This is a genomic window from Kribbella sp. NPDC048837 (assembly GCF_055586945.1).
This window is the reverse complement of record NZ_JBVJHF010000007.1, coordinates 403,147-419,944: the sequence shown is the minus strand read 5'-3', so window position 1 is coordinate 419,944 and position 16,798 is coordinate 403,147. Positions and strand designations below refer to the sequence as shown.

At 69.5% G+C, this 16,798-nt stretch carries 13 protein-coding genes; 10 read left to right on the top strand and 3 right to left on the bottom strand.

Annotated features, from left to right (window positions below; all coding sequences use genetic code 11):
- Positions 1-65: 65 nt before the first annotated feature.
- The 3 genes from ACZ6O0_RS31705 to ACZ6O0_RS31695 all read left to right on the top strand — a co-directional run bounded on the left by ACZ6O0_RS31705 (position 66) and on the right by ACZ6O0_RS31695 (position 3,394).
- Positions 66-665: a TetR/AcrR family transcriptional regulator gene (locus ACZ6O0_RS31705; protein ID WP_465768677.1), complete on the top strand. Its 600-nt coding sequence runs from the start codon at positions 66-68 to the stop codon at positions 663-665.
- Positions 666-746: 81 nt separating this feature from the next.
- A complete protein-coding gene (locus ACZ6O0_RS31700; protein ID WP_465768676.1) occupies positions 747-1,259 on the top strand; it encodes an AAA family ATPase in 513 nt (170 codons plus the stop codon).
- Between the two features lie 35 nt (positions 1,260-1,294).
- Positions 1,295-3,394: a molybdopterin-dependent oxidoreductase gene (locus ACZ6O0_RS31695; RefSeq protein ID WP_465768675.1), complete on the top strand. Its 2,100-nt coding sequence runs from the start codon at positions 1,295-1,297 to the stop codon at positions 3,392-3,394.
- 41 nt (positions 3,395-3,435) lie between these two features.
- On the opposite strand, the gene ACZ6O0_RS31690 is transcribed toward ACZ6O0_RS31695, so the two are convergent.
- Positions 3,436-4,449 (bottom strand): LacI family DNA-binding transcriptional regulator, encoded by a 1,014-nt coding sequence (locus ACZ6O0_RS31690; RefSeq protein WP_465768674.1) that lies wholly within the window; start codon positions 4,447-4,449, stop codon positions 3,436-3,438.
- Positions 4,450-4,730: 281 nt separating this feature from the next.
- Between ACZ6O0_RS31690 and ACZ6O0_RS31685 the strand changes: the two genes are divergently transcribed.
- From ACZ6O0_RS31685 to ACZ6O0_RS31665, 5 genes are all read left to right on the top strand, one after another.
- Positions 4,731-5,480 carry a sugar phosphate isomerase/epimerase family protein gene (locus tag ACZ6O0_RS31685; protein ID WP_465768673.1) on the top strand — a complete coding sequence of 250 codons (750 nt, stop codon included), beginning with the start codon at positions 4,731-4,733 and terminating at the stop codon, positions 5,478-5,480.
- Positions 5,477-6,574: a Gfo/Idh/MocA family protein gene (locus tag ACZ6O0_RS31680; protein ID WP_465768672.1), complete on the top strand. Its 1,098-nt coding sequence runs from the start codon at positions 5,477-5,479 to the stop codon at positions 6,572-6,574. The genes ACZ6O0_RS31685 and ACZ6O0_RS31680 overlap by 4 nt, the downstream gene beginning before the upstream one ends.
- Positions 6,571-7,179 carry an SGNH/GDSL hydrolase family protein gene (locus tag ACZ6O0_RS31675; RefSeq protein WP_465768671.1) on the top strand — a complete coding sequence of 203 codons (609 nt, stop codon included), beginning with the start codon at positions 6,571-6,573 and terminating at the stop codon, positions 7,177-7,179. The genes ACZ6O0_RS31680 and ACZ6O0_RS31675 overlap by 4 nt, the downstream gene beginning before the upstream one ends.
- Before the next feature lie 69 nt (positions 7,180-7,248).
- A complete protein-coding gene (locus tag ACZ6O0_RS31670) occupies positions 7,249-9,696 on the top strand; it encodes a glycoside hydrolase family 2 protein (protein ID WP_465768670.1) in 2,448 nt (815 codons plus the stop codon).
- Positions 9,697-9,787: 91 nt separating this feature from the next.
- Positions 9,788-10,534, top strand: a complete 747-nt coding sequence (locus ACZ6O0_RS31665) for a 3D domain-containing protein (protein WP_465768669.1) — start codon at positions 9,788-9,790, stop codon at positions 10,532-10,534.
- A 5-nt stretch (positions 10,535-10,539) separates the two neighbouring features.
- Here ACZ6O0_RS31665 and ACZ6O0_RS31660 read toward each other — a convergent pair whose 3' ends face one another.
- Positions 10,540-12,000: an NAD-dependent succinate-semialdehyde dehydrogenase gene (locus ACZ6O0_RS31660; protein ID WP_465768668.1), complete on the bottom strand. Its 1,461-nt coding sequence runs from the start codon at positions 11,998-12,000 to the stop codon at positions 10,540-10,542.
- A gap of 33 nt (positions 12,001-12,033) precedes the next feature.
- Positions 12,034-13,062, bottom strand: coding sequence for an MsnO8 family LLM class oxidoreductase (locus tag ACZ6O0_RS31655; RefSeq protein WP_465768667.1), 1,029 nt, complete (start codon positions 13,060-13,062; stop codon positions 12,034-12,036).
- 469 nt (positions 13,063-13,531) lie between these two features.
- Here ACZ6O0_RS31655 and ACZ6O0_RS31650 point away from each other — a divergent pair, with 469 nt between their 5' ends.
- Together ACZ6O0_RS31650 and ACZ6O0_RS31645 are read left to right on the top strand one after the other, a co-directional pair.
- The gene (locus ACZ6O0_RS31650; protein ID WP_465768666.1) at positions 13,532-16,522 is read left to right on the top strand and encodes a type 2 lanthipeptide synthetase LanM family protein; all 2,991 of its coding nucleotides are present in this window, start codon (positions 13,532-13,534) and stop codon (positions 16,520-16,522) included.
- The gene (locus tag ACZ6O0_RS31645) at positions 16,519-16,728 is read left to right on the top strand and encodes a hypothetical protein (protein WP_465768665.1); all 210 of its coding nucleotides are present in this window, start codon (positions 16,519-16,521) and stop codon (positions 16,726-16,728) included. Before ACZ6O0_RS31650 ends, ACZ6O0_RS31645 begins: the two co-directional genes overlap by 4 nt.
- Positions 16,729-16,798 lie beyond the last annotated feature (70 nt).

The following is a 16,798-nucleotide window of genomic DNA, read 5'->3' as shown; positions in this document are numbered from 1 at the left end:
CCCAGTTGTTTCCGTACGACTGTGTTGTAAAACGACACTAACACGGCTGTGCTAAAAAGGACCACGTGCCGAAGATCGTCGACCACGAGACCCGCCGCGAGGAGATCGCCGAGGCGCTCTGGCGGGTGGTCCGCCGCGACGGCATCCGGGCCGCCTCGGTCCGCACCGTCGCCGCCGAGGCGGGATGGTCCGCGGGGGCGGTCCGTTACTACTTTCCGGACCAGGACGGTCTGCTGAGTTTCGCGATGGACCTGGTCACGCGCCGGGTCACTGACCGGATCAGCCGGCTGGACCCGAAGGGCTCCGCCATCGCGGTCGCACTGCGCTACCTCGAGGAGGCTCTCCCCCTCGACGCCGAGCGGCGGGCCGAGTTCGACGTCTGGCTCGCGTTCATGGCCCAGGCCCAGGCCGAATCCGGGGCCGGCACCTTGCAGCGGCACGTCGACGCCGTGCACGACGGACTGCGCCGGCTCTGCGAGTCCCTGCTGCACTCTCTGGCCGAGGCCGGGTCACTGAAAGACGGTCTTGATCTACGCCGCGAGGTCGAGTGTTTGCATGCCGTGATCGACGGCCTCGCACTGCACGCCGCGATCCAGCCCGGCCGCACCACACCGGCCCGCGTCCGCCAGCTCCTCCGCCACCACATCGAGACCCTGCTGGCCTGACATCCCTTGAGAATCTAGGTTTTGCGAGAAGAATCGCCGGGGCCGGACTAAAACCTTGCGGGGCGTGGCACGATCACCAGCATGGAGTCCGAGGGGGTGATCGTCGTCAGTGGAATCATGGCGGCCGGCAAGTCGACGGTTTCCCAAATACTGGCCGAGAGATTCCAGTACGGCGTGCATCTTCGCGGCGATGTCTTCCGGCGGATGATCGTCAGCGGACAGGCCTCCATGCGCGACGACATGGCCGAGGCCCAGCGCCAGCTCCAGCTCCGCTACCGGCTCGCCTGTACGGTCGCCGACGGGTACGCCGACGCCGGCTTCACCGTGGTCCTCGAGGACGTGGTGATCGGCGAACTGCTCCGCGAGTTCCTCGACGGGATCCGGACCCGTCCGCGCTATCTCGTCGTCCTGACGCCGCGGCCCGAGGTGATCTCCGACCGGCTCGGCGGGGCACACCACCTGGTCGACGAGCTCGACTACGAGCTGCACGCGTTCAGCCCGCGCCGCGGGCTCTGGCTCGACAACTCCGACCTGTCCGCCGGCGAGACGGTCGACGCCATCCTCGGCCGGCTCGACGAGGCGCGCTTCGAGTGATGGCGAGCCTGGCTACCCGAGGGTAGTTTGGCTGGATGGCGACCACGGTACGGCGGACCTCGTGCAACCTGTGTGAAGCGATCTGCGGTGTGCTCGTGACGGTCGAGGACGGCCGGGTCACCGACATTCGCGGCGACGAGTCCGACCCGCTGTCCCGCGGTCACATCTGCCCGAAGGCGGTCGCGCTGCGCGATCTCCAGGAGGACCCCGACCGCCTCACCACTCCGGTCCGGCGGACGCCCGACGGGTGGCAGGAGATCGGCTGGGACGCGGCGTACGAGCTCGTCGTCGGCAAGCTCACCGGGATCCAGAGGGAGCACGGCCGGAACGCGGTCGGCGTCTACCTCGGCAACCCGAACGTGCACAGTCTCGGCGCGCTCACCCACCTGCCGACGCTGATGCGGCAGCTCCGGACCCGGAACCGGTTCAGCGCGACCTCGATCGACCAGCTTCCGCACATGCTCGCGTCGTACCTGCTCTACGGGCACCAGCTGATGGTCGCCGTACCGGATATCGACCGGACGTCGTACCTGCTGATGCTCGGCGCGAACCCGCTCGCGTCGAACGGGAGCATGATGACCGCGCCGGGGTTCGGCCGGCGGCTCAAGGAGCTGCGGAAGCGCGGTGGCAAGGTGGTCGTGATCGACCCGCGGCGGACCGAGACCGCTGCGGTCGCCGACGAGCACCACTTCGTCCGGCCGGGCACGGACGCCGCCTTCCTGCTCGCGCTGATCCATCAAGTGATCGAGGACGGGCACGCACGGCCGGCGGCGTACGTCGACGGTTTCGCGGAGGTCGAGTCCGCGGTCGAGTCGTGGACGCCGGAACGCGCGGCCGGGATCACCGGGATCGAGGCGGACGTGATCCGGCGGATCGCCGGTGAGTTCGCGACGGCTGACCGGGCCGCCGTCTACGGGCGGGTCGGAGTGTCGACGCAGCAGTTCGGCTCGGTCTGCCAGTGGGCGATCCAGGTGCTCAACATCATCACCGGCAACCTCGACCGGCCCGGCGGGACGATGTTCCCGCGCCCGGCCGTGAACGCGTTGCTCGGACTCGGTCGCGGGCATCTGGGGGTGTGGAAGAGCCGGGTGCGCGGGCTGCCCGAGTTCGGCGGTGAGCTGCCGGTGTCGACGATGGCCGAGGAGATCCTGACGCCGGGCGAGGGGCGGATCCGGGCGATGGTGACCGTGGCCGGCAACCCGGTGCTGTCCACACCGAACGGCCGGAAGCTCGACGAGGCGCTCGACACGCTCGAGTTCATGGTCGCGGTCGACCCGTACATCAACGAGACCACTCGGCACGCGGATGTGATCCTGCCGCCCGCGCCGCCGCTCGAGCGGGACCACTACGACGTGATCTTCCACCAGCTCGCCGTACGCAACACGGCGCGCTGGAACGACGCCGTACTGCCGAAGCCTCCCGAGGCTCGGCACGACTGGGAGATCTTCCGCGATCTCGGGCTGGCGTTCGTCCGGCGTACGTCGTGGAGCCGGCGGCGGATCGAGGCCACGGCGCGGCTGCGGATGTCGCCGCGGCGGATCGTCGACCTCGGGCTGCGGATCGGGCCGTACCGGCTGTCGCTGGCGAAACTGCGGAAGTCGCCGGGCGGGATCGACCTCGGGCCGTTGCAGCCGGCGCTGCCCGGGGCGCTGCATCACAAGTCGAAGCGGATCGATCTGGCGCAGCGGATGATCCTCGACGACCTGCCGCGGCTGGACGCGCTGGCGACCGGCAACGACGGTGAGTTGCTGCTCATCGGGCGGCGGCATCTGCGGAACAACAACTCCTGGATGCACAACTCGGCCCGGCTGGTGAAGGGCAGGCCGCGGCATCAGCTGCTGATGAACCCGGACGACCTGGCCAAGCGCGAGCTGTCCGACGGGCAGCTGGTGACGGTGACGTCAGCGGCCGGCTCGGTTTCGGTGGAAGTTGCCTCAAGCAACGACATGATGCCCGGCGTGGTCAGCCTCCCGCACGGCTTCGGCCACAACCGCCCCGGCGCCCATCTCACCATCGCCAACCAGGTCGCCGGGCCCAGTGCCAACGACATCACCGACGCCGACCTCACCGACCCAGTCGGAGGCACAGCCGCCGTCAACGGCGTACCGGTCACGGTGACCGCCTGCGGCGGGTAGAGGAGGGTGGGGGGCGGCCCCGCCTCTCCCGCCGCCCGCCGTTAGGCGGGCGGCGGTCCTGAGCTGTCTCGGATGATGAGGAGAGGTGTGGAGTAGAGGTGGGCTTGGGGGGTGGCTCCGTTGAGGAGGTCGAAGAGGCGGTGGGTGACCTCGGCGCCGTAGCCGACGATGTTGTGGCTCAGCGCGGTGAGGGTCGGGTGGGTGATCCGGCACAGGGTCGAGTCGTCCCAGGCGACGAGCGTGACGTCAGCCGGCGGGCGTAATCCCAGGCCTTGGACGACGGAGAGGCCGGCTACGGCCATCAGGTCGTTGTCGTAGATGATCGCGGTCGGGCGCGGCGCGGCGGTCAGTAGTTCGCGGGTGGCCGCGGCGCCTTCCACGGCGGAGTAGTCGGTGTGCCGGACCTGACCGCTCAGGTCGAGTCGCCGTACGGCGACCTCGAACGCCTGGTCGCGGATCCACACGTCACCGAACTCGGGCGGACCGGCGACGCGGGCGACCGTACGGTGACCGAGTGACGCGACGTGGTCGAGCGCCGCGTTCATCGCCGCCGTACCGTCGGTCCAGACACACGACATCCCGTCCGCGAGTGCCGGATCGCCGACCAGCACGGCCGGGAGACCGAGCTTCCGCAGCAACGGGATGCGCGGATCGGCGACTCGCAGGTCGATCACGATCACACCGTCCACCCGGCGCTCCGCAGCCCACTTCCGGTACGTCGCCTGCTCCTCGTCGAGGTCCGCGACGACCTGCAGGGCCAGCGCGTACGACTTCTCGCCCAGCACGGACTCCACTCCGCCGACGAAGCCCATGAAGTACGGTTCCTCGACCAAGGTCTGCACGGTCCTGGCGAGGATGAGCCCGAACGTCTCGCTGCGGGCCGCGGACAACTGCCGGGCGGCCCGGTTGGGCACCCACTCGAGCTCGGCGGCCACCTTCAGAACGCGCGCCCGGGTGGCTTCGGACACCCCGGGCTGGTTGTTCAGCGCGTACGACACCGCGCCTTGGGAGACCCCGCACCGGCGGGCGATCTCTTTGATGGTCACTCGGGACACGACGAACTCCTCACGGGCGACCGGACCGCTGACGGTCGATCCGGAATCCTCCAGTGTGCGCCGATTTCCACACCCTGTCATCAATCCAGCGCACAGCGTAACCGTTTGATCAAACTTCAGCCCACCGCGAAAAGTGTGAGGTGACCGCCCAGTGGTTGGGCGGAGGGTGGTGTGGGCGGGGGCGGGTGGGATACCGTTGCCGTCGTTACTTAACCGGTTCGGCTTATCAGTCGGCGCGGACCCCAGGGCAGCGGGCGAGGCGTCGGCGACGAGGAGAAACCATGGTCGCAGTGGACAACCTGTCCCTCCAGTTGTACACGGTCCGGGGCAAGCTCGAAGAGGACTTCGACGCCACCCTGGCCCGGATCGCGCAGATCGGTTACACGAAGGTCGAGCCCTTCGGGGTGACCGCCTTCGCGGACCGGCTGGCCGAGGCGCTGCCCAAGCACGGACTCTCGGCTCCCACCACCCACGCGGGCCTGTTGCGCGACGAGGCCGGCCCGATCTACGCCGCGGCGAAGCGGCTCGGCATCGGGACCGTCATCGACCCGCACACCGACCCGGCCCGCTGGCAGAACGCCGATGACATCAAGGTCATCGCCGACGGGCTGAACAAGGCCGCCATCGAGGCCGCCGACCACGGCATCACGGTCGGCTACCACAACCACCACTTCGAGCTCGAGTCGAAGATCGGCGGCGTGCACGCGCTGGAGATCCTGGTCGACAACCTGTCCGACGAGGTGATCCTCGAGGTGGACACCTACTGGGCCGCCGTCGGCGGTGCCGACGTCCCGGCGCTGCTCGGCAAGTTCGGCGACCGGGTGAAGGCGATCCACGTCAAGGACGGCGACGGCACGCTGGACAACAAGGCCCAGGTCGCGGTCGGCGACGGCAGCATCGCGGTCCGGGACATCCTGGCGGCGGTCCCGAACGCGCTCCGGGTGGTCGAGCTGGACGACTTCACCGGCGAGATCTTCGACGCGGTCGAGGGCAGCTACACGTTCCTGACCGGAGAGGGCGCACCCGCATGAGTGCTGTCGGCGTTGGCGTGATCGGCGCCGGAGTCATCTCCGACGCCTACATCAAGAGCATGCAGAGCTTCCCCGACCTGACGGTGGTCGCGATCGGCGACCTCCGGCCGGAGGCGGCCCGGGAGAAGGCCGAGCAGTACGGGATCGAGACCCACGGTGGTCCCGACGCCGTGCTGAACCACCCGGACGTCGAGATCGTGGTCAACCTGACCATCCCGGTCGCGCACGTCGAGGTGGCCCTGGCGGCGGTTGCCGCAGGCAAGCATGTGTGGAGCGAGAAGCCGTTCTCGCTGGACCAGGAGAGCGGCCTGAAGCTGCTGTCGACGGCCCAGGACGCGGGCCTGCGGCTGGGCTGCGCACCCGACACCATCCTGGGTCCGGGCCTGCAGGAGTCGCGCCGCATCATCGAGCGCGGTGACATCGGTAGGCCGCTGACCGCGCTGACCCTGATGCAGTCGCCCGGCCCGGAGTCCTGGCACCCGAACCCGGCCTTCCTGTTCCAGGAGGGCGCCGGCCCGCTGTGGGACATCGGCCCGTACTACCTGACCACGCTGGTGCAGCTGTTCGGCCCGGTCGGTGCGGTGGCCGGGATCGGCTCGAAGTCGCGGGACAAGCGCACGATCGGATCCGGTCCGCTGGCGGGGACCGACTTCGACGTGACCGTGCCGACCCACGTGAGCACGATCGCGCGGTTCGAGTCGGGGCAGTCGTCGCAGAGCATCTTCAGCTTCGACTCGCCGCTGTCGCGGGGCGGGTTCGTCGAGATCACCGGCTCCGACGCGACCCTCGCCGTACCGGACCCGAACGGGTTCGACGGTGCGATCAAGATCCGCCGCCGCGGGACCGACGACTGGGAGACCATCGCCGAGACCAAGGCCGTGGCCCAGCGTGGCACCGGCGTCCTGGAGATGGCGCGGGCGATCCGGGCCGACCGTCCGCACCGGGCGACCGGGGCGCTGGCCTTCCACATCGTCGATGTGATGGCCTCCATCACCGAGTCGATCGACACCGGTGCGTTCGTCGACGTGCAGAGCACGGTCGAGGTCGCTCCGATCCTGCCGGACGACTGGGACGTCACCGCGGCCACCCTGTGACCACGATCTTCCTCGATCCCCGGCGAACCGTGGTGTTCGCCGGGGATTCGGTCACCGACTGCGGCCGCCGGACCGACCCGGACGGGCTCGGCGACGGCTACGTGCGCAACCTGTACGACGACCTCGGCCCGCGCCGGCCGCGGATCGTCAACGCCGGCATCAGCGGCAACCGGGCGGCCGACCTGGCCGTCCGGTGGTCGGACGACGTCCTGGCCCACGACCCGTCGCTGGTGTCGATCCTGATCGGCATCAACGACACCTGGCGGCGGTACGACGAGGACGACCCGACGACGGCCGAGTCCTTCGAGGCGTCGTACCGGGCGCTGCTCGACCCGCTCAGCTGTCCGGTCGTCCTGATCGAGCCGTTCCTGCTGCCGGTGAAGGCCGGGCAGGAGGAGTGGCGCGAGGACCTCGACCCGAAGCTCGACGTGGTCCGGAAGCTGGCGGTCGAGTACGGCGCCATCCTGGTGCCGGCCGACCTCGAGCTGAACCGGCAGGCCACGGCCGTCGGCGCGGTCACGCTGGCCGGCGACGGCGTACATCCTTCGCCCGCAGGGCATCGCGCGATCGCGGACCTGTGGCGACGGGTCGTGCTCGAAGACTGACATCACCGCTCCCCGATTCGTGCGGGGAGCGGTTCGGCTCTACTAAACCGGTTCACTTTGGAGAGGCCTGTGACAACCCCCAACCTCGTTCCGCTGACCACCGACGGCGGCGCCGCCTGGACCGTAACCGCGGTGGAGGGCCCCACGCCGGACGGTGTGATCGGGACGTCGATCGCCGCCACCGTGCCCGGCGAGGTGCACACCGACCTGCTCGCGGCCGGAGAGATCCCGGATCCGTTCGACGGTGACAACGAGTCCGCACTGTCCTGGATCGGTCGAACGTCGTGGCGCTACCGGACCGAGTTCACCTGGACGCCGGACGGCAACGCCCGTCAGGAACTGGTGGCCGAAGGCCTCGACACCGTGGCGACGGTGACCCTGAACGGCCGGGAGATCGCCCGGACCGCGAACCAGCACCGGTCGTACCGGTTCGACGTGACCGGCGTACTGGTTGCCGGTGACAACGAGCTGGTGATCGAGTTCGCCGGACCGGTGACCGCGGCCGAAGCGATCCGCGCGAAGGTGGGCGACTGGCCGCACACGAATCTCCACCCGTACAACGAGTTGCGGAAGATGGCGTCGAACTTCGGCTGGGACTGGGGACCGGACGTCGCGACCGTGGGCATCTGGCAGCCGATCCGGATCGAGTCGTGGTCCGGCGTACGGATCGACTCGGTCCGCCCGCTGGCCGGTGTCGAAGGTGACCAGGGCATCCTGACCACCCACATCGCGCTCGCCTGGGCTGACGGGGCGAGCGACGCCACTGTCACCGTCGAGGTCGGCGGCGCCCAGCAGACGGCAACAGTTGCCGCTGGCACCGAGTCCGTCGAGCTCGTCGCGACGGTCGACGCGGTGGACCTGTGGTGGCCGCGCGGCCACGGCGAGCAGCCCTTGTACGACGTGACCGTCACGCTGGCCGACCAGGACAGCTGGCACGGGCGGGTCGGGTTCCGGACCGTCTCGCTGAACGTTGCCCCGGACAACGACGGGACACCGTTCGTCCTGTCCGTGAACGGCAAACCGATTTATGTCCGCGGCGCCAACTGGATCCCTGACGATGCTTTCGTGACCCGGCTGACGCCGGAGACCTACCGGACCAGCATCCAGGACGCGGTCGACGCGGGGATGAACCTGTTGCGCGTCTGGGGCGGCGGGATCTACGAGAGCGAGGCCTTCTACGACGTCTGCGACGAGCTGGGAATCCTGGTGTGGCAGGACTTCCTGTTCGCGTGTGCGGCGTACTCGGAGGACGAGCCGCTGCGCGGCGAGGTGGAGGCCGAGGCCCGGCAGGCGGTCACGCGGCTGAGCAAGCACGCCAGCCTCGCGGTGTGGAACGGGAACAACGAGAACATCTGGGGGTATGTCGAGTGGAGCTGGCGGGTGCCGCTCGCCGGCCGCGCCTGGGGTGAGGGGTACTACTTCGACGTGCTCCCGCGCGTGGTGGCCGAGCTCGATCCGCGGACGCCGTACTCGCCGGGCAGCCCGTACTCGTACGACCACTTCATCCACCCGAACGACGAGCGGCACGGCACGATGCACATCTGGGACGTGTGGAACCAGGTGGACTACGCGACGTACGGCAAGTACAAGCCGCGGTTCGTGTCGGAGTTCGGGTTCCAGGGCCCGCCGGCGTGGTCGACGCTGGTCTCCGTCGTGCATGACGCGCCGCTGGATCCGTACGGCGAGCAGATGCTCGTGCACCAGAAGGCGTTCGAGGGAAACCTCAAGCTGGAGCGCGGGCTCGGCGATCACCTGCCGCGGTGGAAGGACATCGACGACTGGCACTGGACGACGCAGCTGAACCAGGCCCGGGCGATCATCTACGGCATCGAGCACTTCCGCAGCCTGTTCCCGCTGAACACCGGCGCGGTGGTCTGGCAGCTGAACGACAACTGGCCGGTGGTGTCGTGGGCAGCGGTCGACGGGCACGGGATCCGCAAGCCGTTGTGGTTCGCGTTGAAGCGCGTGTACGCCGAGCGCCTGCTGACCGTGCAGCCGCGGGAGGACGAGCTGGTCGTTGCCGCGCACAACGACACGGACGCGGCCTGGAGCGCCGAGGTGACCGTCACGCGGCGGTCGACCGATCACGGTGGCCGGGCGCTCGCGCAGGAGACCTTCGCCCTGGAGGTCGCGCCGCGGTCGGCCGTGCTCAGCTCGCTTCCGGAGTCGGTGGCCAAGGCGGCCGACCCGGCCCGCGAGTACCTCGAGGTCCGCGGCGCCGACGGCAGTACGGCGCACTGGTACTTCACCGAGGACACAGCGCTGCGGCTGGCCGGGGACGCCTACTCGGCCGAGGTCACTCCGACCGAGGACGGGTACGACGTGACGGTCACGGCGACCGCGCTGGCGAAGGACCTGGCGCTGTTCCCGGACCGGCTGGATCCGGCGGCGCGGGTGAACTCGTGCCTGGTCACGCTGTCGGCAGGCGAGAGCCACACGTTCCATGTCACGGGCGCGGCCGCTCCCGAGCAGGTCGGCGTACCGGTGCTGCGGTCGGCCAACGAACTGGTGAACTGAATTACGTCGAGACCTTGACTAAGTGACGGGCGGGACCGCTACTTGAGGGTGAAACCTCACGGTCCCGCCCCACCTTGGAGGTCTTGCCGTCATGCCTCGATCGCGTGTTCTGAGCATCGTTCTCGTCAGCTTCGCCGCCCTGCTCGTCGCGCCGGCCACCGCTTCAGCGGCGTTGCCGGCCTGCCAGCACTTCTACACCGGACCGATTCCCGACCGGCCGATCTCGGGTGGCCACGGCAACGGAACGACCGCACCGCCGTACGACGTCAGCGGGCGGCTGCCCGCGCCGACCGGGATCAACGGTGGGCTCGGCGCGGACGGGAAGGTGACGTTCACGTTCAACCGGGTGGCCGGCGCGAAGGCGTATCGCGCGTTCAAGAACGGTCAGGCGCTGCAGTGGATCAGTGACTGGGGTCAGCCGACCTTGCAGGTCACGGATGCGAATCCCTGTGCAGGTGCGCACTACCAGGTCTATGCGATGTCCGCGGAGGACACCGCGGCGTCGTCGATCGGCCAGATCACTACGTCGTACCGGTTGAACTCGTCGAACCGGCTGGCGTCGTTCACGCTGGCTCCCGGGACGACGCTGAACTACCGGGTGTCGGCGTACAACGACGTGGCTCAGACGGCGCTCGGCTACAACGCCGGCACCGGCATCTGCGCCGTCGACGCCCGCGTCATCCCGTGGGGCACCCGCCTCTGGGTGCCCGGCTACGGCCACTGCTACGCCGCCGACATCGGCAGCTGGATCAAGGACGACATCGTCGACGTCTGGTTCCCACCCGGCCCGGCCGCCGACGACTGGGGCATCCAGCGCCTCAACCTGACGGTCGAGTAGGCCGATCAGTCGATGTTGACGGCGACGTACTTGATGTCCAGGTACTCGTCGATGCCGACGGTGCCGCCTTCGCGTCCGAGGCCGGACTGTTTGACACCGCCGAAGGGGGCGGCGGGGTTGGAGACGATGCCCTGGTTCAGGCCGATCATGCCGGCTTCCAGCTTCTCGGAGACCCGCAGCGCGCGGGTGAGGTCGTTGGTGAACAGGTACGAGACCAGGCCGAACTCGGTGTCGTTGGCCATCCGGACCGCCTCGTCCTCGGTCTCGAAGGCGGTCAGCGGCGCGACCGGGCCGAAGATCTCCTCCTTCTGCAGGCGCGCGCTCGTGGGGACGTCGGCGAGCACCGTCGGCGGGTAGAAGTACCCGTTGCCCGAGGCAACCGATCCGCCGGTCAGCGCCCGCGCGCCCCGGTCCACGGCGTCGTCGACGAGCTCCCGCACCTTGTCCCGCTGGGTCGCGTCGATGAGCGGACCGACGTCGACACCGTCCTCGGTCCCCCGGCCGACCTTCAGCGCGGCCATCCGCTCGCTCAGCCGGGCCGCGAACTCGTCCATCACCGGCGACTGCACGTAGATCCGGTTGGCCGCCGTACAGGCCTCGCCGCCGTTGCGCATCTTCGCCAGCATCGCGCCGTCGACCGCCTTGTCCAGGTCGGCGTCGGCGAACACCAGCAGCGGCGCGTTGCCGCCGAGCTCCATGCTCGTCCGCAGCACCTGCTCGGCGGCCTGCTCGATCAGCTTCCGGCCGACCTCGGTCGAGCCGGTGAACGACAGCTTGCGCGCGCGGCCGTCGCGGATCAGCGGCTCCATCACGCCACCGGAGTTGTGCGTGGTGATCACGTTGAGCACACCGGCCGGCAGTCCGGCCTCGGTCATCAGCTCGGCCAGCTTGAGCATCGACAGCGGCGTCTGGGCGGCCGGCTTGATCACCATCGTGCAGCCCGCCGCGACGGCCGGGCCGATCTTGCGGGCACCCATCGCGGCCGGGAAGTTCCACGGGGTGATCAGCAGGCACGGCCCGACCGGCTGCCGCATCACCAGGAAGCGGCCCTTGCCGTTCGGCGCGATCTGGTAGCCGCCGTCGATCCGGACCGCCTCCTCGGCGAACCAGCGGAAGAACTCGGCCGCGTAGGCGATCTCGCCCTTCGACTCCGCCACCGGCTTGCCCATCTCGAGCGTCATCAGCAACGCGAGGTCGTCGGCCCGCTCGGTCATCAGCTCGTACGTACGGCGCAGGATCTCGCCACGCTCGCGTGGTGCGGTGGCGGCCCAGTCCGCCTGCGCTGCCACCGCGGCGTCCAGCGCCGCCTTGCCGTCGGCCGGACTGGCATCAGCCACGTCACAGATCGTCGTACCGGTGGCCGGGTCCTCGACCGCGAGAGTCTTGCTCCCCTCGGCCGCCACCCACTTCCCCCCGATGAACAGCTCGGTCGGACACGCCTCGACGACTTCCCGCTCCCGCGACATGAGCCTGCCTTTCGTTAGTCGGCAGTACCCACATTAGGCCGTGGCGATCAGGGGTGGGGCGTGTCTGGGGATGGTGCGGATCATGCGGGTGAGGCCGGCGGCGATGGTGCGGAGGATGGCTGAGCGGACCAGGCCGTCGAAGGCGAGCGGGACCAGCATGATCTCGTCGGCGGTGGTGTCGGCCACCAGTTCGCCGAGTTCGGCCACCACGGTGGCTCGGGAGCCCACGATGATGCCGGCGTCGTCCAGCATCCGTTCGGCCCGGCCGCGCTCACGTCCGGTCAGTGGCTGGTCGAGGAGCATCATCAGCTCAGCTGGGGTCGCTCGCGGTCCCGCCGTACCGAGCCGTGTCTTGACTCGCACATACTCCGCGAACCGGATGATCGCCTCTTCCTCGGAGTCGGCCGCGACCACGCCGACCGTGACAGCGACGTACGGCTTGACTGTGGGCCCGGTCGGCTCGAAGTGATCCCGGTACGCCGCTATCGCCGCAGACGTGACCGCGGACGCACAGTGATGCGCCACGAACACAGGCAGTCCCCGTGCGGCGGCAGTCACCGCAGCACCCGGGTGATCGGCCAGTACGAACACCGGTGGCGGCAGGCCGGCCAGTGCGAGCCGTACGTCGCCAACAGGCGCCCGGCCAGGCAGTCCATCCCGGAGGAACCCGCACAACTCGTCCAGCCGCTGCGGGAACGCGTCACGGGCGCCACCACCGAGTGCGGCCGCCGTACTGGGCGCAATACCGAGCTGCTGCCCCACGCCAAGATCGATCCGGCTCGGGTACGCCGCTGCGAGTGCGGCGTACTGTTCCGCGACGACGAGCGGCTGATGGTTGGTCAGCAGCACACCGCCGGCGCCGAGCCGGATCCGGTCCGTCCGCGCGGCCAGAACCGCTGCCAGGACGGCTGGTGCCGCGCCGCCGACGCCTCGGACGCCGTGCTGCTCCCCCACCCAGAACCGGCGGTAACCGAGGTCGTCGGCGGCCTGTGCCACCTCCGAGGTCTCCCGGAGCGCGGCCGCAGCCGACTGACCGGGCAGCTGCGGTACGACGTCCAGCACCGAGTGAGCTGAGACGGGCAGTCCAGGAGCGACAGGGGAATGCACGTGCTCACCGTCGCAGTGTCCGCACGTTCGCACATGGGGGTACTGCCCCCAAGTTCCGGCCGCTCCACACCCATGTGTCCGGGGCGGTCCGGCGGCCCGAAAATGGGGGTGCGGAGCCCTTGTCCGGCTCTGGTGCGTGGGGCATCGTTCCCGGCGTTCGTTTTCCGGAATCGCGGGACAGAGGAGGCCGACGACGAGTGCACTCACCGAGCTGGGAACGCTGACGTTCCCGGCCTGAGCCGGCCGGCCTTCCACCAGAGGCCGCTCGGCCGGGCGCTGCTGCCGCGGGGTGGTCAACCCCCAGTCGTCACCCCGCGGCAGGCACCGCTTGCCCGATCCGGCCACCGCTGTCTCCCGCTCCCAGTACAAATATGGGGGCTGCTTACCCATGCCCGGACCCATCCGCCGATGGCAGCCTGTGCGCGTGCTCAACTCAGTGACCGCCGGGCGGACCCGGACCAGCCAGCCGAACGACTGGTGGTCCGCGGGGATGCGTCCGCACGAGCTGACCCAGTCCGCCCCGGCCTGGGCCGAGTACGTGGAGCGCAGTACCTCGCTCCCACCGAGCGCGCCTGCCGCCGGTCGAGGCCCTGCAGGGACCGGTGTCATCGGCGGCCACACGTCAGGTGGGGCGGCCGAGGCAACGGGTGGGCCTGGCACAGACTGGCGGCAGGCGCTTATGCGTTGCCTGGAGCCCCTGCTCGCCGCCGCCCGTCGCGACCTCGCCGCCGCCGGTCACACCGGCGTCCTGGCCGAGCAGTTCCTGCAGCGGCTCGGCCTGCGGCTGGTGAAGCTCGCCTCCCGGACTCTGGTCCTCGAGCTCGCCCGGGCCCGCGACCGCGGTGAGCTGGCCGGTGACACTCCGGCCGAACGTTTCCTGGACTTCACCCACCGGCTCGTCGGAGGGAGCGAGCTGGCGGAGTTCCTGGCCACCTACCCGGTGCTGGCCCGGGTCCTGGGCGAGTCGTGCCGGCAGGGCGTCGAGGGTCACCTCGAGCTACTGGCACGGCTCGCCGAGGACCGTGAGTCGCTCGTCACCGGATTGCTGGACGGCCGTGACCCCGGCGCACTGACCGCCATCGAGCCCGGCGGCGATCCCCACCGGGGCGGGCGGTGTACGGCGACCCTCACCTTCGCGGACGGACGGCGGCTGATCTACAAGCCCCGATCGCTCGACCTCCACCAGCACTTCAACGGGCTGGTGGACTGGCTGAACGACAAGACCGGCCTGGACATCCGCGCGGTCGACGTGCTCCCCCGCGAGGGCTACGGCTGGCTGGAGTACGTCGTCCATGAGCCCTGTCAGGACCTGGCCGGAGTACGGCGGTTCTACCACCGGCAGGGCGCTCTCCTCGCGCTGTTGTACGTGCTGGACGGCACTGACATGCACTTCGAGAACCTGATCGCCGTCGGCGACCAGCCGGTGCTCGTGGATGTGGAGACGCTTTTCCATCCCAGTCACACGCCAGTGGGCGCTCTCAGCCGTGACCCAGCGCATCGCGCGCTCCTGAGCTCGGTCTACCGCACTGCGCTGCTGCCACTACTCGTCAGCGGCGAGCACGGGGTGGCCGACATGTCCGGGCTCGGCGGTGACGCGGATGCGACCACGCCGATGGATGTGGCCGACTGGGCGGATGCCGGCCTGGACTCGATGCACCTGGTCAGGCGGCCGGGCCGTACGCACAGCGCCGCCAACCGGCCGTTGCTCGACGGTGCCGTGATCGAGCCGCGCGACCACGAGATCGCTGTGCTCACAGGGTTCCGGGCCGCGTACGAGGCGATCGCCTGGCATCGCTACGAGCTGATCGGACCGGATGGCCTGATCGCCCGGTGCGCCGAGGACCAGATCCGGTTCGTCCCGCGGAACACCAGTCTGTACACCGGTCTCCTCGACGAGTCGACGCATCCCGACGCACTGCGCGACGCGGCCGGTCGCAGTCAGCTGCTCGACCTGTTGTGGGACGCCGACGAGTCGTTGCGCCAGGTGGTGCCGTACGAGCTGGCCGACCTGTGGGCGGGCGACGTACCCCTCTTCACTGCGCGGCCGGACAGCCGTGATGTCTGGTCCTCCGACGGCACTCGCATCCCCGATGTGCTGGTCACCGAAGGCCTGGCGGCGGTCGAGGCGAAGATCCAGAGCCTCGGCGACATCGACGAGCATCGGCAGAAGTGGTTGATCTCGGCATCGCTCGCCACCCGGCCGGAGCCGATCGTGCACACCACAGCGGCCAGCCGGCCCGGACTGGGTGCCACCGAGGCCGACCCCGAATGCCTGCTGGCCGCGGCCACCGACATCGCCGACGAGATCGTCGCGCAGGTGATCAGTGAACGCAGCGGTGCGGCCAACTGGCTCGGTCTCGAACTGCTCGACGACCACCACTGGGCCATCCGGCCAATGGGTGCGGGCCTTTCCAACGGCTACACGGGTACGGCGCTCTTCCTCGCGCAGGTCGGTGTTCTCACCGGAGCGGAGAAGTACTGCGAGCTCGCGCGGGACGCGATCCGCCCACTCCCTTTGTTGCTGGAGGCCCTGACCTCGGACCTGGAGTCCGCCCAACTGGTCGGTCCCGGGTTCCACGGACTCGGTGGCATCAGCTACGGCCTCAACCAGCTGCGCATGCTGCTCGGCGACTCCGACCTCACCAAGTGGCTGACCGCCTCGCTGGAGCTCACCGAGCGGCTCATCCCCGAGCCCACCGAGTTCCCGACGTACGCCGAGGGCGCGGCCGGCGGACTGGCCGCGATGCGGAGTATCGAGGGGTTCCCGATCGCCGCCCGACTGGCCCAGCGGTACGCCGACGAACTCGTGACCACGGTGGAACTCGGCGTACGTCATGGCCGGGGTGCACAGCACTACGGCTTCGCGCGGGGCTACCAAGGCATCGCGTGGTCTCTCGGCCAGTACGGCGTACCCGGCGACAGGTACCTGAATGCCGCGCGGGCGGCCGCCGATCTGGATCGGGTGGACCGGCCTGGCGGTCATGGCTGGTGCTCGGGCGACGCCGGGACCGCACTGGCCCGGCTGGCGGCCGGAGTACCCGCGGACCTCGACGCCTACCTGAGGGCCGCAACAGAACGTCCGGTGCTCGCAGACCTGAGTCTGTGTCATGGCGAGCTCGGCGCGGTCGAGCCACTGGCGTGGCTGACCGAACGCGATCATCCAGCCGTTGAGGGCGTACGGCGACGCCGTACCGGGCTGGTGCTCGCTGCACTCCAGCAATACGGGCCACAGTGCGGGACACCACGGGCGGTTCCATCTCCAGGTCTGCTGACCGGTCTGGCGGGAATCGGCTACGGCTTGCTCCGGCTGGCGTTCTCCGAACGTGTTCCGTCCGTGCTGCTGCTCGAACCGACCACCGGGTCGAAGCGCCCACCATTGCGCCGAAACCCATTCAGCGACAGGGGAAGAGCATGACCGCCCAGCACCAGGCATCACAGACCGACGTCCCGTCCACCACCGCGAAGACGACCGACCCGCTCGGCCCGATCACGCCGCCGAAGCGGACCAAGATCGGCGCTCGCGCGCTGGCCCTGGTCGGCACGGTGGGAATGAGCACGTTCGCGATCGCAGCTGTCAGCAACGATGTCGCCAGCACCTGGCCGACCATCAGCGTCAACTGATCCAGCGAACGTTTGAACCGCGAGGTCAGTCGGTCACCGGAATGACCGACTGGCCTCGCTGATTTCCTGC